Raw genomic sequence first — 23,075 nt, 5'->3', positions numbered from 1 at the left:
GTCCGGTGAACTTCATCGGATTTTTGTATGGGCGTCAATTTTTAGAGTCTTCACTTGATTTTTAAAGACTGGCAAACTTTTCTGATGATTTTCATGAAGAGCCTGCGCTTTTATGGTAAAATAGTAACAGAATAAAAGAGGAGAGAAATAATGAAACGTAGTATGTATGCTGGTCGTGTTCGCGAGGAACACATCGGACAAGAAATAACCTTGAAAGGATGGGTTGGCCGTCGTCGTGACCTGGGTGGTTTGATCTTTATCGATCTTCGTGACCGTGAAGGAATCATGCAGTTGGTTATTAACCCTGAAAAAGTCTCTGCAGAGGTCATGGAAACAGCTGAAAGCCTTCGTAGCGAATTTGTTATCGAGGTGACTGGACAGGTCGCTGCGCGTGAGCAAGCCAATGATAAGTTACCAACTGGTGCAGTTGAGTTAAACGTGACAGCTCTGACAGTGCTTAATACAGCTAAGACAACCCCATTTGAGATTAAGGATGGCATTGAGGCCAATGACGATACACGTTTGCGTTACCGTTATCTTGACCTTCGTCGTCCAGAAATGTTGGAAAATCTTAAACTTCGTGCCAAGGTGACCCACTCTATCCGCAACTATTTGGATGAGTTGGAGTTTATCGACGTGGAGACACCATTCCTTTCTAAGTCAACGCCAGAAGGGGCGCGTGACTATTTGGTGCCGTCTCGTGTTAATAAAGGGCATTTTTACGCTCTTCCTCAAAGTCCACAAATCACGAAACAACTCTTGATGAATGCTGGTTTTGACCGTTACTACCAAATCGTCAAATGTTTCCGTGATGAGGACTTGCGTGGTGACCGCCAGCCTGAGTTTACCCAGGTCGACTTGGAAACATCTTTCCTTACTGAGCAAGAAATCCAAGATATCACAGAAGGCTTGATTGCGCGCGTGATGAAGGAAACAAAAGGCATCGAAGTGACGCTTCCATTCCCTCGTATGAAATACGATGACGCTATGGCTCTTTACGGTTCTGACAAGCCAGATACCCGTTTTGACATGTTGCTTCAAGACTTGACAGAAGTGGTCAAAGGTGTAGACTTTAAAGTCTTTTCAGAAGCACCTGCTGTAAAAGCAATTGTGGTCAAAGGAGCTGCGGACAACTATTCACGTAAAGATATCGACAAGATGACAGAAGTAGCCAAACAGTACGGTGCCAAAGGTCTTGCTTGGGTCAAGGTAGTTGACGGAGAATTAAACGGACCAGTTGCTAAGTTCTTGACAGGTATCCAAGCAGAATTGACAACAACTCTTGCTCTTAAAGATAAGGACTTGGTCCTCTTTGTAGCGGATACGCTTGAAGTGGCTAATGCAACGCTCGGTGCCCTTCGTGGACGTATTGCCAAAGAGCTTGGTTTGATTGATAATGATAAGTTCAACTTCCTTTGGGTAGTTGACTGGCCAATGTTTGAATGGTCTGAAGAAGAAGGTCGCTACATGAGCGCCCACCATCCGTTTACCCTTCCACAGGAAGAGACTGCTCACGAATTAGAAGGTGATTTGGCTAAGGTTCGTGCCATTGCTTACGATATCGTCTTGAACGGTTATGAGCTTGGTGGTGGTAGCCTTCGTATCAACCAAAAAGACCTTCAAGAACGCATGTTCAAGGCTCTTGGTTTCTCAGCTGAAGAAGCAAATGACCAGTTTGGTTTCCTTCTTGAAGCCATGGACTATGGTTTCCCACCACACGGTGGCTTGGCTATCGGGCTTGACCGTTTTGTTATGTTGCTTGCTGGAGAAGAAAATATCCGTGAAGTTATTGCCTTTCCTAAGAACAACAAGGCAACTGACCCAATGACACAAGCTCCTTCAACAGTAGCTCTCAAACAACTAGAGGAACTCAGCTTACAAATAGAAGAAGATGAAACAAGCAAAACGAATTAAGCGGTGGCGCTATTATCTGCGTCGCTTTGCCCATCAGATAAAAATTTTACGTGTCTTACAAAGCATCTCTCGTGAGAAGTATGACGAGAAGATTTCGGCCTCTCTGGTCTATGGTTTTTTATCAGCAGTAGCGGTCAATTTCTTTTTCCAACCGGGGCATGTGTATTCGAGTGGTGCGACAGGTCTGGCACAGATTGTCTCTGCCTTGAGTAATCACTGGTTTGGTTTTCACATTCCGATTTCACTGACCTTTTACGCCATTAATTTTCCTTTGATGGTCTTGGCTTGGTATCAGATTGGCCATAAGTTCACCGTCTTTACCTTTATAACGGTATCCATGAGTTCCTTCTTTATCCAGTTTGTCCCTGTGGCGACCTTAACGGAGGATCCCATTATCAATGCCCTTTTTGGGGGTGTTGTCATGGGCTTGGGGATTGGTTTTGCTCTTCGAAACAATATCTCCAGTGGTGGGACGGATATTGTCAGTCTGACCATCCGCAAAAAAACGGGTAAGAATGTTGGTAGTATTTCTTTCTTGGTAAATGGGACTATCATGCTGATAGCAGGCTTGACCTTTGGCTGGAAATACGCTCTCTACTCTATGATTACGATCTTTGTCTCTAGCCGTGTGACAGATGCGGTCTTTACCAAGCAAAAACGCATGCAGGCCATGATTGTGACCAATCATCCAGATAAAGTAATTGAAAAAATCCATAAAAAATTGCACCGCGGAGCAACCATGATCCACGATGCAGAAGGAACCTATAATCACGAAAGAAAGGCAGTTTTAATCACTGTCATTACACGTGCAGAGTTTAATGAATTTAAACAGATTATGAAACAGGTGGATCCAGGTGCCTTTGTCTCTGTATCTGAGAATGTTCATATTCTAGGACGATTCGTTGAAACAGAAAATTAGTGACTAAAAAAACCAGCGCGAGCTGGTTTTTATTTTTCGATAATTTTATGAGCAATTAACTGACGATAACAAATTTGCTTATTGCTTTTAGCATCGTTGATAATCTGGAGGATAGTTTCAAGAGAAACACGACCAAGTTCTAAGCTATTGATATCGACATAGGCCGCCAAGTTGAGCTTGGGATTGACCGAGTCAAAGCTGAGAACAGGGACATCCAGTTGGTGCTTTGTGATATAATCACAGACCCCTTCAGCTAGGAGACTATCGGTTGTGATGATAGCATCGATTTGTGGATCATGCTGAAAGAGGAGCTTGCTAAATTGATACCCTTTTTCTTCTAGGAACTCCGTTGCAAAATAGGTTAAATTTCCATCAATAGGCAGTTGGTATTGCTTGAGCGCAGATTCGTAACCAGTTAGACGGTCTTGTGTAACGAAAAGTTTCTTAGCACCTCCGATAAAGGCAATTCGCTTGCAGCCTTTTTTGATGAAATATTCGGTCGCATCAAAACCAGCTTGGACATTGTCATTATCGACAAGAGGGATGAAGGGTGAAATAGATTTTCCTAGGATGAGGAAGGGAAACTGCTCATCAGCGACCAGTTTGACCAAGGGATCTTCCTCTTCGGCATAAAGGAAAATCAAACCATCCACACGTTTACCGTAAACCATCTGTGAAATAGCTTTAAGGCGCTCTTTTTCATCTTTACCTGTTGCAATCTGAATAGCATAGTGGTTTTCAGAGGCGACTTGGGCGATACCACGGAGGACAGATGGGAAGAAAGGATTTTGATAGAAGGCGTCTGAGTCGTCAGGAAGGACCAAGCCGATAACTTGGGTATAACTACTTACCAAGCTACGAGCGTTGAGGTTGGGGTGGTAATTGAGCTCCTTCATCGCCTTGCGAACGCGTTTTTTTTGTTTCGTCGCTAATGGTTGATTTATTTTGAATAACACGGGTTACGGTTGAAGGCGAAACACCAGCAGCCTTGGCCACGTCTTTAATCGTAACGGGCATAAAAATCTCCTATTTATGGTAATCTGGATCACGGAAATGCGTTTTATAAAAGATAGTGACCAGATATAGAACAAAAAGAATGTTTTGTACGGTAATCAGAGTTGTCATATTTTGGCCAAACAAGCCCAAAATAAGCGTAATCAGAGTTGGTAATCCTAAACAGTTCAAGATAAAATGGTAGCACTCTTTAAAGGTTCTAAATGAAAAGAGGCGTGATTTCTTAGTGATATAAAGGAGAAGACTAGCTCCTAGAGAAACGATAAAGAAATTTAAACCAAAGAGGAAGCTAGCACCGAGAACTAGGAAGAGACTGATATAGACACGATTTTGTTGGTACCAGTCTTTAGAAATCGCTTGAGTCAAGCTGTCCTTGCTTTTGAAACTTTCAGTCTTAATCGCTCGGTAAGAGATACGGGTCAATTCCTTGCTTTCCTTGCTGATGACTAGTTCTTTCGTATCGAAATGCAGTTGCAAGTCCTTAGGTAATTCCTTGCTTTGACTTGGACCGATTAAAAGAGAAGGTGCTTGATTAGCTGTTCCTGTATAAGTTAATGTGCCATCAACAATTGCAGCGTGTTCAGAGAGATCCTGGACAACCTCATCTGTAAGAGGTTCATAGACATTATCGATAAAGGTTTCTAGCGGATAAGTATCTTGTGAACTGTTTTGGATGGCAATGGGTACCATGGACAAGCTGATAAGGAAGATACTGGTAAAGAGCAGTTGAAACCAGTTGAGCCCGAAACGTTTGGACAGGGGCTTACGAAATCCCCAAATACTTGAAAAATAGGAAAATGGATATGGAAGCATAGGTATCTTTCTAAAAGGTGTTTTCTATATGAGTATTATTATATAGAGAAATGTGCTTTATTTCAAGTCTAGGGGATAAATTGCTTGTTGTTAGTATATATTTTGTAGCAATAAGAAAAGGGTGGCGGGGATATATTATCCCTTGTCGCCACCACTTGTAAGTCCTGAAACAAAGTTCTTTTGTAGGAAGAAGAAGAGAATACAGATTGGAAGGGCGATGAGGATAGCACCTGCTGAGAAGTAGGCAATCTTCAAGTTCTTCGCATTGTTGACGAAGGTTTGGAGACCAACGGCAACAGTAAAGTATTCTTTCTCACGAAGCAAGAAACTAGAGAGGATGTAGTCCCCGAAAGGTCCCATGAAGGCCCAGAGAGCTTGTACGGCAACCATTGGGCGAACAAGTGGAAGAACAATTTGCCAGAAGCGACGGAAGTGTCCTGCACCGTCTAGTTTTGCAGATTCGTCTAGAGACATTGGCACTGTATCGAAGTAGCCTTTCATGAGCCAAGCATTCATCGGGATACCACCACCAACGTATAGGAAGATGAGGAACCAGCTGTGGTTAAGGGCGTTCAACATAAGCGCCATAACGAAGAAGGCTGTCAAAGCGGCCATGGTTGGCACCATTTGGATAATCAAGAAGAAGACCAAACTTTGTTTACGAGCCAAGAAGTTGTAACGGCTGTAGGCATAACCAGCAAGTACGATGATACTTGTTTGAACCGCCATGGTAACCAAGGCGATGATCAAGGTATTGAGATACCAAGTACCGTATAGAGTTTCAGTAAAGAGTCCTTTAAAGTTATCAAAATTGAAGTCGATGTTAGTATCAAGTTTAAAGGCTGCGACGTTACCTGCTTTAAAGGCTGACATGATGGTAATCAACAGTGGATAGATAATCACGATTGATAGACCAATCAAGTAGAGGTAAGTAAGGGTTTGAGTCAGTCTACGTTTGAGTTTAATTGAGTTATTCATCTTAGACGTCCTCCATATCAAATGCGTGTAGTTTCTTGAATGCGATCATAGAGATTGAGATGACAATGATAGAGATAATCAAGGTAACAGCAGCCGCCATTGAGTATTGAGGAGATGTACCTGTTGTCAAACGGTAGATCCATGAGATCAAGATATCAGTTGAACCAGCTCCCCCTCCGACACTACCAGGACCTCCACCATTGAAGAGGTACATGATAGAGAAGTTGTTAAAGTTGAAGGTGTATTGGCTAATCAAAGTAGGTGCAGCAACAGCCAAGATCATTGGGAAAGTGATGTTGCGGAATTTTTGCCAAGCATTAGCACCGTCAATATAAGCTGCTTCGTAAAGGTCGTTAGGAATAGATTGCAAGATACCCAAGGTCAAAACGTAGATATATGGGAATCCAAGCCAACCTTGCATCATAATCAAGGCAATCTTAGTCCAAGTTGGGTCTGTTTTCCAAGGAATAAGCGCCCCATCAAGGAAAGGAAGGAATTTAGCAAAGATCGGCAAGACTTGAGTGTTGATAGCCCCGACACTATCATTAAACATGTTTGAGAATGTCAAGATAGTGATGAAGGCTGGGACAGCCCAAGGAAGAAGGAAAATAACACCGAAGATACGTTTTCCTTTGATAAATGGTTGGTTAGCAATGATAGCTGTGAAGATACCAATGACGATCTGTAAAGTTGAGGCAGATAAAGCCCAGATGATAGTCCAAGAAAGGACGGCACCAAAGGCAGAACGGAAGGTACTCAAGCTCCAAATGTTTGTAAAGTTGGTCAAACCAACCCAGTCCAACAATTTGTTTGGTGGCAAGTGTTGGAAGTCGTAGTTGGTAAAGGCGATCATCAAGGTTACGATAACTGGGAAGATAATCGCAAAAGTCATGGCAATGTAAGATGGAATGATTAAGAGGTAAGGGAAGCCATTTTCATAGATTCCTTTGACCATTTCTTTAAAGGTAAGTGCTACTGGTATGCCATTGTTAATGTGTTTGGCAGTTGTATGTGCGTCTTTGATATTTGCGAAATAAAAGAGTACATAAACAACTACAAAGATTAAATGGAAGGCACCACGAATCAGCATAAAGAGGGAATTATCACGACCTGGTTTGTCACCAAGAGTGATGAGATTGCTCAATTCAGGGGCTGCAAGTGCTAGGAAGTAAAGGACGAATACGATGGTTACACCAAGGAAGATAAAACCTTTGGCTTTTTGTTTATTGTAAATCTGTCCTAACCCAGGAATGATAGACAGCAGAGCTGCTTTACTAGGTTGTTGCTTTTCCATAATAACTCCTTTCATAGGATACTGGTTTCTAATTAAAACCTAAACTATATATGTTTTTGATTGATAAATTCAAAGGGGGATTTGATTTCCACCCCCCTTGAACAAATTTTTTATTCACCAAATTTTTGTTTGATTGTTTCTTTGATCAATGTTACAGCGTCGTTAGCAGCTGTTTTCGCATCTTTCTTACCACTTACAGCATCAAAGAGCATAGTTTTCGCTGGATCCCAAACTGCAGACATTTGAGAGATGTTTGGCATTGGTTGAGCGTTCTTGAACTGTTTGATAACAGCTGTTGTCAACTCATCATTTTTACCTTCAGCATATGTACGAGCTTCAGTGTTAGCTGGGATTTCGTTAGTTGTATCGTAGAAGGCTTTTTGTTCTTCAGTTGAAACAAGGAAGTCTACAAATTTTTGAGCGCCTTCAAGGTTCTTAGTGCTTGATGGGATGATCCAAGCTTTACCACCACCGAATGCAGCATATTCTTTTCCATTTGGAAGAGTTGGGATAGTTGCAACACCGTAGTTTACTTTAGCATCTTTAAAGGCTTGAGCTTTCCAAGGTCCGTCGATGATAGCAGCTGTTTTACCTTCTTGGAATTGAGTTTGGATTAAGTTGCCAGCACCTTCAGTATCTTGCATACCTTTAGGCCATTTTTCATACCAAGATTTAGCGTAGTTGATACCTGCGATAGAACCGTCGTTTGCAAGACCGATATCTTTGGCGTCTTTACCGTTTTGTCCGAATACGTAAGCACCGTTACCAGCAAGAAGTCCATATGCATAGTAGAAGTTTGTCCAGTCAGCTAGGAAAGCAGAAGTTTTTCCATCTTCTCCAGCGAAGGCATATTTGCTATCTTTAGCAAGGTTTTCTAAGTCAGCAAAAGTTTTTGGAGCTTCTTTTACCAAGTCTTTGTTGTAGTACATAACAAGTGACTCGATAACAGCAGGAGCACCGTAAACTTTACCATCAGCAGCTGTTACAAGAGATTTAGTTTTATCATCTGTTTTAGCGCCGTCGCTCAATTTAACTTCTGAAAGTTGTCCGTCAGTACCAAGGCTACCTACACGGTCGTATGGAGCCATCATAACGTCAGCAGCTTGACCTGATTGGTTGTCAAGAGAAAGTTTGTCAAGCCCACCCATTTGGTCTCCTGTTTTGATGGTAACTTTTACGCCAGCTTCTTTTTCGTAAGCTTTTGCAGCTGATTCAGCAAAGGCTTTATATTGGTCTTCAACGTAGAAAGTGAGTTCTTTGGCTTCAGATGAACCAGAATCAGCAGGCTTATCAGCAGTTTTGCTTCCGCAAGCTACCAAAAGCAAGCTAGCAAGTGTAGCAGTTCCAAGCACAGCAGCGCTCTTCATGAATTTAGATGACATAGTGTATTCCTCCTAAAGAATAACAAATTTTATAATGAGGAAACGCAAACGTTTTCCTTTATGGGACTAGTATAGCACAATTGGAAAGCGGTTGCAAGTGTTTTTTGTAAAAATTTTAAAAAAAATTCACGAAAAGGGTAAGCGTTTTATTTGTTTATAATAGTAGAAAATCCCAAAAATCGGTTTTGTTTTAAATTTAAAAAAAGTTGGGAAAACGATTGCCTAATTTACAAATGGAAAGTAGAGAGGATTCTCACTTTATTTTTGCTTAATAAGATAAGTGAAAGCCTTATTCCTATTTTGTTTGCTTCCTGAAAGAATATATATACGAGTAAGAAGAAAAAATTTTTAAAAAATAATCAAAAAAGTTATTTAAAACCGCTTGCATTTATCAAGAAAATAAGCTATACTAGTAATAGCGCAAACGTTTGCGTTCATAAAAATGTAATATCTAACTATAAACACACGAGGTGCTTATTATGAAAAAACGTCAAAGTGGTGTGTTGATGCACATTTCTTCTCTTCCAGGAGCATACGGAATCGGATCATTTGGTAAAAGTGCTTACGACTTCGTTGATTTCTTGGTTCGCACAAAACAACGTTACTGGCAAATCCTTCCACTAGGGACAACTAGTTACGGAGATTCTCCTTACCAATCTTTCTCAGCCTTCGCAGGGAACACTCATTTTATCGATTTAGATATCTTAGTGGAGCAAGGCTTGTTACAAGCAAGTGACCTTGAAGGGGTTGACTTTGGTAGTGATGCGTCTGAAGTTGATTATGCGAAAATTTACTATGCACGTCGTCCTCTTTTAGAAAAAGCGGTAAAACGTTTCTTGGAAGTGGGAGATGTTAAAGATTTTGAGAAATTTGCTCAAGACAACCAATCATGGCTTGAACTCTTTGCAGAGTATATGGCTATCAAAGAGCATTTTGACAATCTTGCTTGGACTGAATGGCCAGATGCAGATGCTCGTGCTCGTAAAGCTTCAGCACTTGCAAGCTACCGTGAGCAATTGGCAGACAAGTTGGTTTACCACCGTGTGACTCAATACTTCTTCTTCCAACAATGGTTGAAATTGAAAGCTTACGCTAACGACAACCATATCGAAATCGTTGGAGACATGCCAATTTACGTAGCGGAAGATTCAAGCGATATGTGGGCAAATCCACATCTCTTCAAGACAGATGTCAATGGTAAGGCTACTTGCATCGCAGGATGCCCACCAGATGAATTTTCTGCAACTGGTCAGCTTTGGGGTAACCCAATCTATGACTGGGAAGCAATGGACAAAGACGGCTACAAATGGTGGATTGAACGCTTGCGTGAAAGCTTCAAAATCTACGACATCGTTCGTATTGACCACTTCCGTGGCTTCGAATCTTACTGGGAAATCCCTGCTGGTTCTGATACAGCAGCACCTGGTGAGTGGGTGAAAGGTCCTGGCTACAAGCTTTTTGCAGCCGTTAAGGAAGAGCTTGGTGAGTTAAACATCATCGCAGAAGATCTTGGTTTCATGACAGACGAAGTCATCGAATTGCGTGAACGTACTGGCTTCCCAGGGATGAAGATTCTTCAATTTGCCTTCAACCCAGAAGATGAAAGTATCGATAGCCCACACTTGGCACCTGCTAACTCAGTTATGTACACAGGAACACACGATAACAATACGGTCCTTGGTTGGTACCGTAACGAGATCGATGATGCGACTCGTGAATACATGGCTCGCTACACGAACCGTAAAGAATACGAAACAGTGCCACATGCTATGCTTCGTACAGTCTTTTCATCAGTTAGCTTCATGGCAATTGCAACTATGCAAGATTTGCTAGAATTGGATGAGGCAGCTCGTATGAACTTCCCATCTACCCTTGGTGGAAACTGGTCTTGGCGTATGACTGAAGATCAATTGACACCAGCTGTCGAGGAAGGCTTGCTTGACTTGACAACAATCTATCGCCGAATCAATGAAAATTTGGTAGAATTAAAGAAATAATACAATATCAGGAGACACCTTAAACATGTTATCACTACAAGAATTTGTACAAAATCGTTACAATAAAACCATTGCAGAATGTAGCAATGAAGAGCTTTACCTGGCTCTTCTTAACTACAGCAAGCTTGCAAGTAGCAAAAAACCAGTTAACACTGGTAAGAAAAAAGTTTACTACATCTCAGCTGAGTTCTTGATTGGTAAACTTTTGTCAAACAACTTGATCAACCTTGGTCTTTACGACGATGTCAAAAAAGAACTTGCAGCTGCAGGTAAAGATTTGATCGAAGTTGAAGAAGTTGAATTGGAACCATCTCTTGGTAATGGTGGTTTGGGACGTTTGGCTGCCTGCTTTATCGACTCAATTGCTACTCTTGGTTTGAACGGTGACGGTGTTGGTCTTAACTACCACTACGGTCTTTTCCAACAAGTTCTTAAAAACAACCAACAAGAAACAATTCCAAATGCATGGTTGACAGAGCAAAACTGGTTGGTTCGCTCAAGCCGTAGCTACCAAGTACCATTTGCTCACTTCACATTGACATCAACTCTTTACGATATCGATGTACCTGGTTACAAGACAGAAACGAAGAACCGCTTGCGTTTGTTTGACTTGGATTCTGTTGATTCTTCTATCATTAAAGACGGTATCAACTTTGACAAGACAGACATCGCTCGCAACTTGACTCTTTTCCTTTACCCAGATGATAGTGACCGTCAAGGTGAATTGCTCCGTATCTTCCAACAATACTTCATGGTTTCAAACGGTGCGCAATTGATCATCGAAGAAGCAATCGAAAAAGGAAGCAACTTGCATGACCTTGCTGACTACGCAGTTGTCCAAATCAACGATACTCACCCATCAATGGTTATTCCTGAATTGATCCGTCTTTTGACTGCTCGTGGTATCGAACTTGACGAAGCAATCTCAATCGTTCGTAGCATGACTGCCTATACTAACCACACAATCCTTGCTGAAGCCCTTGAAAAATGGCCTCTTGAATTCTTGCAAGAAGTGGTTCCTCACTTGGTTCCAATCATCGAAGAATTGGACCGTCGCGTGAAAGCAGAATACAAAGATCCAGCTGTTCAAATCATCGATGAGAGCGGACGTGTTCACATGGCTCACATGGATATCCACTACGGATACAGTGTTAACGGGGTAGCAGCACTCCACACTGAAATCTTGAAGAACTCTGAATTGAAAGCCTTCTACGATCTTTACCCAGAAAAATTCAACAACAAAACAAACGGTATCACTTTCCGTCGTTGGCTCATGCATGCTAACCCAAGATTGTCTCACTACTTGGATGAGATTATTGGAGAAGGTTGGCACCATGAAGCAGATGAGCTTGAAAAACTCTTGTCTTATGAAGACAAAGCAGCTGTCAAAGAAAAATTGGAAAGCATCAAGGCTCACAACAAACGTAAATTGGCTCGTCACTTGAAAGAACACCAAGGTGTGGAAATCAATACAAACTCTATCTTTGATATCCAAATCAAACGTCTTCACGAGTACAAACGCCAACAAATGAACGCTTTGTACGTGATCCACAAATACCTTGACATCAAAGCTGGTAACATCCCTGCTCGTCCAATTACAATCTTCTTTGGTGGTAAAGCAGCTCCAGCCTACACAATCGCTCAAGACATTATCCACTTGATCCTTTGCATGTCAGAAGTTATTGCTAACGATCCAGCAGTAGCTCCACACTTGCAAGTAGTTATGGTTGAAAACTACAACGTTACTGCAGCAAGCTTCCTTATCCCAGCATGTGATATCTCAGAACAAATCTCACTTGCTTCTAAAGAAGCTTCAGGTACTGGTAACATGAAATTCATGTTGAACGGAGCTTTGACTCTTGGTACTATGGACGGTGCTAACGTGGAAATCGCTGAGTTGGTTGGAGACGAAAATATCTACATCTTTGGTGAAGATTCAGAAACTGTTATCGACCTTTACGAAAAAGCAGCTTACAAATCAAGCGAATTCTACGCTCGTGAAGCTATCAAACCATTGGTTGACTTCATCGTTAGCGATGCAGTTCTTGCAGCTGGAAACAAAGAGCGCTTGGAACGTCTTTACAATGAATTGATCAACAAAGACTGGTTCATGACTCTTCTTGACTTGGAAGACTACATCAAGGTTAAAGAACAAATGTTGGCTGACTACGAAGACCGTGACGCATGGTTGGATAAAGTCATTGTTAACATTTCTAAAGCAGGATTCTTCTCATCTGACCGTACAATCGCTCAGTATAACGAAGATATCTGGCATTTGAACTAATACTCTTCGAAAATCAAATTCAAACCACGTCAGCGTCGCCTTGCCGTACTCAAGTACAGCCTGCGGCTAGCTTCCTAGTTTGCTCTTTGATTTTCATTGAGTATAAGATACAAGATTTATACTAATACACTTTCCTATAAAGCGAATTTCAATTGAAATTCGCTTTTTTGAATGCTGTGGATTTGGAACAATCTTGTTTAAAAATAGATAAATCCTAGATACAGTGAAGGTTTAGAAATGCTGGTTTTTACTGTCTTTCATCCTTTTGTTTCTTCGCAGTTGATTACCTCATATCCCTTGTATTCGCTTACACAAAGTATTATAATATGATTATAGGAAAGAAGGTGTTCTTATGATATATACACTTAAATTGGTGTTGTTTATTACCTTTCTTGTAATAAGCTTGTTACCTGATAAGATTTTTGGAAAAAATAAAAAAATTTGGAAAATAGTTCTTGCAATATTGATGGCGGCGACAGCATTGTCATTTATGTACTAAGTTATTTTAAGAATGTAGGGTTTATTTCCCTACATTCTTTTTAGTTTTTTCTGTTTTCTAGATTCTATTTATCCAAGCGCTTCAAAAACTAACTTTTTTAAAAGCTAAGTGTTAGTAAGCTTGTAAGAAACCTAGTTTAAAACAGTAAACCAGCGCTTAAAATGCTGGTTTTCACTGTCTTCAGCCTTATATTTCTTTGTAGTTGATTACCTCATATTTCTTGTATTCGCTTACACAAATTATTATAATATAATTGTAGGAAAGAAGGTGTTTTTATGTGGAAAAAATATTTTTCAAAATATAAATGGACGGATTTATTTTGGATTCTATTTGTTATTTTAACATGCCTCTTGATGGGTAATGATACTCTTTTTCCGCTTTCTCATCAAGAAATCTCTTATCATGGGTGCTTATTTGGAATTACACTTGCATTATATCACTTACTATTTATTGATAAGTTTGTTATCTCGAATCGAAAATAAAGATTAGAACTTAGAATTGGTAAATTTCCTAAATTTTTCGGATAGATAGTTTAAAAATTGCAATTTAAAACCGCATATCTTCTTGAAATGCGGTTTTTGTGTCAATTATAGTACTCTCCCAACCAGAATCTCAGCCTCAATAGTAATCTCTGTCAGTTGGCTCCAGTCAATCTTGCTCTGGTCGATGTGAAAGAGTAGGGGTGTCATGCTGAGTAGGGCTTGGAGCTGATCTGCTGTGATAGTCTTGGTCAGAGAGGCAGTTTTACTGGATAAGATAGTGAAGTTGTTTTGGAAATGATTTTTGATATCTTGGTTGGAATACTCCTTGTTTGTCAGCTGGTCTTGTACCTTCTGACGGATTTCCTTGAGGTGATTTTCAGTTGGAATAACCTTTATCAAGATGCCGTCTTTGGATAAAACGCGACGAAATTCTCCATAGTTGGCAGGTGAGAAGATATCAAGCAGGATATCCATGCTGGCGTCTTTTATAGGAAGACGAGCCAAGTCACCAACGAACCAATTGACTGCCCAGTTTGGTTCACTCTTGGCAGCGATTTGGACGGAATCTTTGGAAATATCAAAGGCATAGAAAGTTTTTTCAGAGTGACTTTCTTGGAGTTTACGAGAGTAGAAACCTTCACCACAACCGATATCCAAAATTGTTGTGGTAGTTTTTGAGCTTGCAAGCAAGTCAGATACAGCATCTAAAATAGCTTGGTAAAAGCCGGCTTCTAGGATTTGTTGGCGATTTTGAAAGTTTTCCTTGTCGTAGTTGGCAGATTGCTTGATTTGAGGGGCTAGATTGACATAGCCGAATTTCGCCAAGTCAAAAGAATGACGGTTGTAGCACTTGAAACTAGTCTCTAGCAGAGTCAGATTTTCTTGACAGATAGGACAGGCAAAGGCAGTCGCAGAAGCGAAGCGCTGAAGTTTAGGTTTGAGATTTGTATTCATAGTTTAAGTGTATCAAAAGAGGCAAATGAAAGCAACTTTAGGAATAAGTAGATGGGAGATTCAGTAGAAATAAAACTAATTTTCCAATTTATGGAATGAAATTGCTTTTATATCTAAATTGCTATATAATAATGATAAGGAGGAAATAAGTATGTTAAAAGAAGTATTAACCGTTGCAAAAGTTGCGAAAAAATCATCACTCTTTTTGGGTGGTGTCGCATTTGGTACCCTTGGTTTGAAAATCTTAGCAAGTAAGGAAGCTAAAAAAGGTTATTCTAAAGCTTTGGCTAAGGCTTATAAGTTGAAAGACGAGCTAGATGCATCTGTTTCTGTTGTGAAGCAACATGGAGATGATGTCTTGCAAGATGCCAAATATTTGTACGAGCAAGAGAAAAAAGAAGAGCAATTAGATAGCCTTATAGGAGAATAATATGTCTTTTAAAGTGCTACATAGAGGATATCAACATATCCGACTATCGTCTTCTTTTTCACTCACCTTGGATATTCAAGACTATCTTCGTTCCTTGGCGAGAGATGAAAAGGGGATTGAGTCTATCCAGTTTTACATGGATCAACAGCACTTTACTCTACGCATAAAAGAAGGCTTTTCTGTATTAGATAATACAGAAGCCTTTTTAAAAAGAATTGATAAAGGGAAAGTTTCTGAGTTGATGACTCTTCCCATTCGTAGAGAAGAGAGTGCTTATTCTATTGTCTCAGGTGCAGCGATTAAGCGTATACTTTTTCGTAGTTTTGTGCCGTATCCTATTCGCTATATATGGACTTGTTATCAGGCTTTTGGCTATATTAGAGAAGCCTATCAAACACTAGCGCGTAAGGAACTAACGATGGAAGTTTTGGACTGTTCGGCGATTTTATTGTCCTTGTTTATGAACCAATCCAAGACAGCTAGCAATATCATGTTTATGCTTGATTTGGGGAATCATTTAGATCAGTGGTCCTTGAAAAAAACTGCAACAGATTTAGAACAAAGCCTTCTTGCAAAAGAGAGCGATGTATTTCTAGTACAGGGGGATACGGTTGTTAGTATCAAGAGTTCCGATGTTCAAATAGGAGATGTCTTGGTCCTATCTCAAGGAAATGAAATTCTGTTTGATGGACAAGTAGTTTCAGGTTTAGGTATGGTCAACGAAAGTTCCTTGACGGGAGAGAGTTTTCCAGTTGAAAAAAGAGAGTCTGATTTGGTTTGTGCAAATACAGTATTAGAAACTGGAGAGTTGCGCATTCGTGTAACCGATAATCAGATGAACAGCCGGATTTTACAACTGATTGAGTTGATGAAGAAATCTGAAGAAAACAAGAAAACGAAACAACGCTATTTCATCAAAATGGCGGATAAGGTCGTCAAATATAATTTCTTGGGGGCTGGGCTGACTTACCTATTGACAGGTTCTTTTTCTAAGGCTATTTCTTTCCTATTGGTCGATTTCTCCTGCGCTTTGAAAATCTCTACTCCTGTAGCTTATTTGACAGCTATCAAGGAGGGGTTGAACCGTGAAATGGTGATTAAGGATGGGGATGTTCTGGAGAAATACCTGGAAGTTGATACTTTCTTGTTTGATAAGACGGGAACAATCACAACTAGTTATCCTATAGTTGAAAAGGTGTTACCTTTTGGGGACTATAGTGAGGAAGATATTCTCAGAATCAGTGCCTGTCTTGAGGAACACATTTATCATCCTATTGCTAATGCCATCGTCAAGCAAGCTGAGATAGAGGGAATTGAACATGAGGAAATGCATGGGAAACTCCAATATATCGCAAGCAAGGGGATCAAATCTCATATAGATGGGCAACCAGTTCTTATTGGGAATTATGTTTTGATGCAGGATGAGCAAATTCATATCAGTTCAGAACAAAATGCTTTAATTGAAGAGTACAAGAGTCACTACAATCTCTTATTCTTGGCTTATCAGAATGAATTGATTGGAATGTTCTGTATTCATACTCCTTTGAGAAAAGAAGCAAAAGCAGCCTTGGAGAAACTTAAGGCACAAGGGAAAAAATTGATTCTGGCAACAGGGGACACCTTGGTTAGAACAGAGGAATTAGTCAAAGATTTGCCCTTTGATCAGGTCTATACAGACTTGAAACCTGATGGGAAATTTGAGTTAGTAGAGGAACTGCAGAAAGCAGGTCACACTATTTTGATGGTTGGAGATGGCTTGAATGACTCAGCGGCTCTAACCCTGTCAGATATCGGTGTGGTGATGAATGAGAGTGCAGATATTTCTAAGCAGATGAGCGATATCTTATTGTTAGATAATCGTTTGGATTTCTTCCAAGAGTTGGATTCGCTATCATCATCTTTGCAAACACTCATCAAGAAGAATATTCAAGATACCGTTGTCGTAAATAGTAGTTTGATTGGCTTTGGCTTGTTTAATTGGCTCAGTCCTTCAAATCTCTCTATCTTACATAATCTAACAACCTTGCGCATTGTACTGCGTAGCCTGTCTATTAAGGCTAGATAGATGAAAGTTATTAACAGCAAAAAGGAGTTACCTTTCTCGAGGGTAACTCCTTTTTTTATAGGTAAATGTTGAACAGTTTAGTAAGTCAATACAAAATATTTTTTCTTCCCACGACGGATAACAGTCAGTTCATTTTCTAACTTATCTGCGTCACTCAAGACATAGTCAAGGTCTTGGATGCGGTCGCCGTTGACGTAGATAGCTCCGTTTTGAACATCTTCACGGGCTTGGCGTTTTGAGTTTACTACACCAGATGAGACGAGCAGTTCCACGATATTGTGGTTTTCGTCTGCTTGTACTTGGTAGTTTGGCACTCCACGAAGTCCTTGTTTGAGCTCTTTAACAGAAAGGTTTTTGATGTTTCCTGCAAAGAGTTGCTCAGTGATGTTGAGGGCTTCTTTGTAAGCTTCTTCTCCGTGAACAAGTGTAACGACTTCACGAGCCAAGACTTTTTGAGCCAAGCGTTCGTGTGGCGCTGCTTCAAATTGTTTACGGATGTCTTCAATCTCATCAAGTGACAAGAAAGTAAAGATCTTCAAGAAGCGAACAGCGTCTGCGTCCATAATGTTCATCCAAAATTGGTACATTTCGTATGGAGAAGTCTTTTCAGGATTGAGCCAGACTGCGTTTCCTTCTGATTTACCAAATTTCTTACCAGTTGCATCTGTGATCAATGGAACAGTGATAACGTGGCCAGTCTTGTCAGCCTTACGACGAAGCAATTCGGTACCAGCTGTCATATTTCCCCACTGGTCAGAACCACCGATTTGAAGCGTTACGTTGTGGTCTTGGTTAAGAACGAAGAAGTCGTAACCTTGCATGATTTGGTAGGCAAACTCAGTGTATGAAATTCCTGTTTCGATCCGTTTTTTCACAGACTCCTTGCTCATCATGTAGTTGACAGTAAAGTATTTTCCGATATCACGGAGGAAGTCAATGAAGCTGATGCTGCCAAACCAGTCGTAGTTGTTGACCATGACAGCTTTATTTTCACCATTTTCAAAGTCAAGAAAACGAGAAAGTTGTCCTTGGATAGACTTGACCCAGCCATCTACTGTGTCTTTTGTTTGGAGACTACGTTCAGCATCTTTGAAGGACGGATCTCCGATGAGACCTGTAGCACCGCCAACGAGCGCATAAGGTTTGTGACCTGCTAGTTGCAAGCGACGACTTGTCAAGATTGCGACAAGGTGGCCTAGGTGAAGGCTGTCAGCAGTTGGATCGTAGCCAGTATAATAAGAAACTTGACCTTCTTCTAGGGCTTTACGCAAAGCTTCTTCATCAGTCGTTTGAAAAATCAAACCACGCTCTTTTAGCTCATCAAAAATGTGCATGTGTCTTTTCTCCTTTATAAAATATTGTTTCTACCTATTGTATCACAAACTCGGGCAATAGCCTAGTAGAATAAGGAAGAAAGTAGCTATTTTATTGAAAGTTTACCTTTTATGGTATAATAGTTACAGTGAGGAAATCCATGCAAAATCAATTAAATGAATTAAAACGAAAAATGCTGGAATTTTTCCAGCGAGTAAAATCAAAAATAAATCATAGAAAATCAGAGAAAGTCTCAGAAGTGAAGAAGTCGGATGGGACAGGTGGGAAAGTTCTGGCTATCCTAGGTAGCATTTTAGTTGCTATTAAGGGCATTCTGAATACTCTCTTTATTCTAGGCTTTATCGGTGGACTTTTTGGTGCAGGTGTAGCTCTTGGTTATGGAGTTGCTTTGTTTGACAAGGCTAAGGTTCCCCAAGCGGAGGACTTGGTAAAGCAGGTTAAAAATATTTCTTCCATCTCAGAAATTGTTTATGCAGATGGGAGTGTCATTGCTTCTATCGAGAGCGACCTACTGCGAACTTCTGTTTCATCTGAGGAAATATCGGACAATCTCAAAAAGGCTATCGTTGCTACTGAGGATGAGCATTTTCTTGAACATAACGGGGTTGTGCCAAAAGCTGTGATTCGGGCGACATTGGGAACCTTTGCAGGTTTGGGCTCATCTAGCGGGGGCTCGACCTTGACCCAACAGTTAATCAAACAACAAGTGGTTGGAGATGCTCCGACTTTGGCTCGTAAGGCTACAGAAATTGTTGATGCCCTTGCCTTGGAACGCAGTATGAGTAAGGATGAAATCTTGACGACTTATCTCAATGTTGCTCCCTTTGGTCGGAATCATAAAGGACAGAATATTGCAGGTGCCCAGCAAGCTGCTGAAGGGATTTTCGGTATCGATGCCAACAAGTTGAGTATTCCCCAAGCTGCCTTCCTAGCAGGTTTGCCACAGAGTCCGATTACTTATTCTCCTTATGAAAATACTGGAGAGTTAAAGAGTGATGAAGACTTAGAACTTGGTTTGAAGCGGGCCAAGGATGTTCTCTACAACATGTACCGCACGGGTGCCCTGACTCAGGAAGAATACGACCAGTACAAGGATTATAATCTCAAACAAGACTTCTTGCCATCAGGAACTGTCAATGTTGTTTCGAGGGATTATCTCTACTTTACAGCTATGGCTGAAGCGACAGACCGTATGTATGATTATTTAGTTCGACAGGACAATGTCTCTAACCAAGAGTTGAAAAATGAAGCGATTCGAAAGGCTTATCATGAGAGAGCTGAGCAGGAACTAAGTAATGGTGGCTACAAAATTACTACAACGATCAATAAAAAAATCCATGCGGCCATGCAAAATGCAGTTGCTAACTATGGTCATTTGGTAGATGATTCGACTGGGCAGCCTGAAGTAGGGAATGTTTTGATGGACAATAAAACGGGGGCTGTTCTAGGCTTTGTTGGTGGTCGTAATTACCAGACTAACCAAAACAATCACGCCTTTGACACCAAGCGTTCACCAGCCTCTACAACCAAGCCTTTGCTGGCCTACGGAATTGCCATTGACCAAGGTTTGATGGGAAGTGCTAGCATATTGTCCAATTATCCCACAAACTATGCAAATGGTAGTCCGATTGTGCACGGTAGCAGTAAAGGTACAGGTATGGTCAATTTGGGTGAGGCTTTAAATTATTCATGGAACATTCCAGCCTATTGGACTTATCGCATGCTTCGTGAAAAAGGTGTCGATGTTAAGGGCTATATGGAAAAAATGGGGTATGAGATTTCGGAGTACGGTATCGAAAGTCTTCCTATGGGTGGTGGTATTGAAGTCACAGTTGCTCAACATACAAATGGTTATCAAACCCTGGCTAACAATGGTCTTTATCAAAAGAAACATATGATTTCTAAGATTGAATCTTCTGATGGTAGGGTGATTTATGAATATAACTCCCAACCTGTTCAGGTATATTCTAAGGCGACAGCAACGATTATGCAAAGTTTGCTTCGTGATGTTATTTCTTCTCGTATTACTTCTAGTTTCCAGACGGATTTATCTTCAATAAATCCAAGCCTTTCCCGTTTAGACTGGATTGGTAAAACTGGTACAACTAATGAAGATGAGAATATGTGGCTCATGATTTCAACCCCTAGGTTGACTCTAGGTGGTTGGTTAGGTCATGATGACAATCGACCGCTGGGCAAGGGAGCTGGGCATTATCGAAATGCCAAATATATGGCTCATTTAGTCAATGCTATCCAACAAGCTGATCCTGGAGTTTGGGGCAATGAACGCTTTAATCTTGATTCTAGTGTAACTCAATCTCAGGTCCTCAGGTCAACAGGCCAAAAACCTGGCAAAGTATCCGTCAATGGTAGAACGGTAGATCTTTCAGGTTCTACTGTAACGAGCTATTGGGCTAACAAGGCAGGAGCTCCTACGACTATCTATAACTTTGCTATTGGAGGAAGTGAGACGGATTATCAAAATGTTTGGTCTAGTATTATTGGTAGTTTCTCATCTACACCAAGCTCAAGTAATAGCTCTAGCAGTACATCAAGTTCATCATCTACACAATCAAATAGTAGAAGATAGAACTATAAAATAAAAACCTCTCTTTAAAAACTATTTTTTCAAGTAAAAAATAAAAATATTATATAACGGTCTTGAATCTCGTTAAGAGAGAAGCAAGGCCGTTATTGTACTCTCAAAGACAAACGCTATTGTCAAAATTGTTGGTAAAATGTAAATTATCAAGTGAGTTTTGCAGCCTAGATAATATTGCAGAGATTATTTGTAATTTTAGTATAGAAATTTACTGAAAGTGCAATTGTTTTGGATGTCCTAGTGTTTCAATGATATAGAAGAATATTCTCCATCTATCAGTAATATCATTTTTGTTTAGTCGTTTGATGTTAATCGAAAGTTCTTCTGGAGTAGTGAAATTTCTCTTTGTTAAGGATGAAAGCAGACTAGCTTCTGCTTTTTTATCTATATTGCTTTACCAGTAAATAAAAAAGTTAAAAAAATCACAAAAAATCTTGAACAAACAAATGAAAAGGCTTACAATCATATTATAAATAGTACAAATAAAAAAAGGAGGAGTGCTTTATGAAAGCCTATACTTATGTTAAACCAGGACTTGCTTCTTTTGTTGATGTAGACAAACCAGTTATATGCAAGCCAACAGATGCTATTGTGCGTATCGTAAAAACTACTATTTGTGGAACAGACCTCCATATTATCAAAGGGGATGTTCCCGCTTGCCAAAGTGGTACCATTCTTGGTCACGAAGGGATTGGGATTGTTGAAGAAGTTGGAGAAGGAGTTTCGAACTTCAAAAAAGGCGACAAGGTCTTGATTTCTTGTGTTTGTGCCTGTGGTAAATGCTACTACTGTAAAAAAGGAATTTATGCCCACTGTGAAGACGAAGGGGGCTGGATTTTCGGTCACTTGATTGATGGTATGCAGGCGGAGTATCTACGTGTCCCTCATGCAGATAACACTCTTTACCACACTCCAGAAAACTTGTCAGATGAAGCCTTGGTTATGCTATCAGACATTCTACCTACTGGATATGAAATTGGTGTCTTGAAAGGGAAAGTAGAACCTGGTTGCAGCGTAGCCATTATTGGTTCAGGTCCAGTTGGATTGGCTGCTCTTTTGACAGCCCAATTCTACTCACCAGCCAAATTGATTATGGTGGACTTAGACGATAACCGCTTGGAAACTGCTTTATCATTTGGTGCGACTCATAAGGTTAATTCTTCAGACCCTGAAAAAGCGATTAAAGAAATTTATGATTTGACAGATGGTCGTGGTGTAGATGTTGCTATCGAAGCTGTTGGTATTCCTGCAACATTTGATTTCTGTCAAAAGATTATCGGTATAGACGGAACAGTTGCCAACTGTGGTGTACATGGTAAACCAGTTGAATTCGATTTGGACAAACTTTGGATTCGCAATATCAATGTAACAACTGGTTTGGTATCTACAAATACCACTCCACAATTGTTGAAAGCTCTTGAAAGTCATAAGATTGAACCAGAAAAATTGGTAACTCACTATTTCAAATTAAGTGAAATTGAAAAAGCCTATGAAGTCTTCAGTAAGGCAGCAGACCACCATGCAATCAAGGTCATTATCGAAAACGATATCTCGGAAGCCTAGGTAGTAACAAGATTTTGGAACATAAGCAAATAGAAATTCAGTCATCATAAGATGGCTGGATTTTTTATCTGGAAATTAAGAAATGAGCATATTTCTTTTCTTGTCTGGCGGAATTGGTTATAATATACGGTACAAAGGAATGAATGAATATGTATCGTGTTATAGAAATGTACGGAGATTTTGAACCTTGGTGGTTCTTAGAAGGTTGGGAAGAAGACATTGTAGCAAGTAAGAAATTTGACCAGTATTATGATGCTCTCAAATACTACAAAACTTGCTGGTTTAGATTGGAACAAGAATCCCCTCTTTATAAAAGTAGAAGTGACTTGATGACTATTTTTTGGGATCCAGAAGATCAACGCTGGTGTGATGAATGTGATGAGTATTTACAACAATACCATTCTTTGGCTCTTTTGCAGGATGAGCAGGTTATCCCAGATGAAAAATTACGTCCAGGCTATGAAAAACAAACAGGTAAGGAAAGGCACCGTTCTTGCCGTATGAAATTAAAATAGAGAAAAAGTAACTTTTTGGAGTTGCTTTTTTTATT

General features: G+C 40.2%; 16 protein-coding genes and 1 pseudogene. 10 read left to right on the top strand and 7 right to left on the bottom strand.

The window, feature by feature from the left end:
- Positions 1 to 150 precede the first annotated feature (150 nt).
- Together aspS and DXN33_RS06920 are read left to right on the top strand one after the other, a co-directional pair.
- Positions 151 to 1,914, top strand: coding sequence for an aspartate--tRNA ligase (gene aspS / locus DXN33_RS06925; protein WP_115904695.1), 1,764 nt, complete (start codon positions 151 to 153; stop codon positions 1,912 to 1,914).
- On the top strand, positions 1,892 to 2,833 hold the full coding sequence (locus tag DXN33_RS06920) for a YitT family protein (protein WP_115904694.1): 942 nt from the start codon (positions 1,892 to 1,894) through the stop codon (positions 2,831 to 2,833). The genes aspS and DXN33_RS06920 overlap by 23 nt, the downstream gene beginning before the upstream one ends.
- A 29-nt stretch (positions 2,834 to 2,862) precedes the next feature.
- Here DXN33_RS06920 and DXN33_RS06915 read toward each other — a convergent pair.
- The 5 genes and pseudogenes from DXN33_RS06915 to DXN33_RS06890 form a co-directional block, all read right to left on the bottom strand.
- Positions 2,863 to 3,850: pseudogene (locus DXN33_RS06915) on the bottom strand (LacI family DNA-binding transcriptional regulator).
- 9 nt (positions 3,851 to 3,859) lie between these two features.
- Positions 3,860 to 4,660, bottom strand: coding sequence for a DUF1189 domain-containing protein (locus DXN33_RS06905; protein ID WP_045606599.1), 801 nt, complete (start codon positions 4,658 to 4,660; stop codon positions 3,860 to 3,862).
- 135 nt (positions 4,661 to 4,795) lie between these two features.
- The gene (locus DXN33_RS06900; RefSeq protein ID WP_001065642.1) at positions 4,796 to 5,638 is read right to left on the bottom strand and encodes a sugar ABC transporter permease; all 843 of its coding nucleotides are present in this window, start codon (positions 5,636 to 5,638) and stop codon (positions 4,796 to 4,798) included.
- Position 5,639: 1 nt separating this feature from the next.
- Complete coding sequence (locus DXN33_RS06895) at positions 5,640 to 6,932, bottom strand: sugar ABC transporter permease (protein WP_181897297.1); 1,293 nt, start codon at positions 6,930 to 6,932, stop codon at positions 5,640 to 5,642.
- Between the two features lie 110 nt (positions 6,933 to 7,042).
- Positions 7,043 to 8,314 (bottom strand): extracellular solute-binding protein, encoded by a 1,272-nt coding sequence (locus DXN33_RS06890; protein WP_023947615.1) that lies wholly within the window; start codon positions 8,312 to 8,314, stop codon positions 7,043 to 7,045.
- 479 nt (positions 8,315 to 8,793) lie between these two features.
- On the opposite strand from DXN33_RS06890, the gene malQ reads away from it, so the two are divergent.
- The 3 genes from malQ (at position 8,794) to DXN33_RS09810 (ending at position 13,576) form a co-directional block, all read left to right on the top strand.
- A complete protein-coding gene (gene malQ, locus DXN33_RS06885) occupies positions 8,794 to 10,311 on the top strand; it encodes a 4-alpha-glucanotransferase (RefSeq protein WP_115904690.1) in 1,518 nt (505 codons plus the stop codon).
- A 25-nt stretch (positions 10,312 to 10,336) separates the two neighbouring features.
- Positions 10,337 to 12,595, top strand: a complete 2,259-nt coding sequence (glgP, locus tag DXN33_RS06880) for a glycogen/starch/alpha-glucan family phosphorylase (protein WP_115904689.1) — start codon at positions 10,337 to 10,339, stop codon at positions 12,593 to 12,595.
- A 774-nt stretch (positions 12,596 to 13,369) separates the two neighbouring features.
- Complete coding sequence (locus DXN33_RS09810; protein ID WP_115904688.1) at positions 13,370 to 13,576, top strand: hypothetical protein; 207 nt, start codon at positions 13,370 to 13,372, stop codon at positions 13,574 to 13,576.
- 105 nt (positions 13,577 to 13,681) lie between these two features.
- Here the strand turns inward: DXN33_RS09810 and DXN33_RS06865 are convergent, their stop codons facing one another.
- On the bottom strand, positions 13,682 to 14,530 hold the full coding sequence (locus DXN33_RS06865) for a putative RNA methyltransferase (protein ID WP_115904687.1): 849 nt from the start codon (positions 14,528 to 14,530) through the stop codon (positions 13,682 to 13,684).
- A 151-nt stretch (positions 14,531 to 14,681) separates the two neighbouring features.
- Here DXN33_RS06865 and DXN33_RS06860 point away from each other — a divergent pair, with 151 nt between their 5' ends.
- Entirely contained in the window at positions 14,682 to 14,960 is a 279-nt protein-coding gene (locus tag DXN33_RS06860; RefSeq protein ID WP_000910909.1) for a DUF6110 family protein, read from the top strand.
- Between the two features lies 1 nt (position 14,961).
- Entirely contained in the window at positions 14,962 to 17,025 is a 2,064-nt protein-coding gene (locus DXN33_RS06855) for a heavy metal translocating P-type ATPase (protein ID WP_115904686.1), read from the top strand.
- A gap of 77 nt (positions 17,026 to 17,102) precedes the next feature.
- On the opposite strand, the gene tyrS is transcribed toward DXN33_RS06855, so the two are convergent.
- On the bottom strand, positions 17,103 to 18,359 hold the full coding sequence (tyrS, locus tag DXN33_RS06850; RefSeq protein ID WP_115904685.1) for a tyrosine--tRNA ligase: 1,257 nt from the start codon (positions 18,357 to 18,359) through the stop codon (positions 17,103 to 17,105).
- A 140-nt stretch (positions 18,360 to 18,499) separates the two neighbouring features.
- Here tyrS and pbp1b point away from each other — a divergent pair, with 140 nt between their 5' ends.
- From pbp1b to DXN33_RS06835, 3 genes are all read left to right on the top strand, one after another.
- A complete protein-coding gene (pbp1b, locus tag DXN33_RS06845) occupies positions 18,500 to 20,950 on the top strand; it encodes a penicillin-binding protein PBP1B (protein WP_115904684.1) in 2,451 nt (816 codons plus the stop codon).
- A 516-nt stretch (positions 20,951 to 21,466) separates the two neighbouring features.
- Positions 21,467 to 22,525, top strand: coding sequence for a zinc-dependent alcohol dehydrogenase family protein (locus DXN33_RS06840; protein WP_115904683.1), 1,059 nt, complete (start codon positions 21,467 to 21,469; stop codon positions 22,523 to 22,525).
- A 149-nt stretch (positions 22,526 to 22,674) separates the two neighbouring features.
- A complete protein-coding gene (locus tag DXN33_RS06835; RefSeq protein WP_000286405.1) occupies positions 22,675 to 23,040 on the top strand; it encodes a DUF1033 family protein in 366 nt (121 codons plus the stop codon).
- Positions 23,041 to 23,075 lie beyond the last annotated feature (35 nt).

Origin of the sequence: Streptococcus sp. NM (genome assembly GCF_003390135.1) — a bacterium.
Classification (GTDB): Bacteria; Bacillota; Bacilli; order Lactobacillales; family Streptococcaceae; genus Streptococcus.
This window is presented reverse-complemented; position numbering and strand designations above follow the sequence as displayed.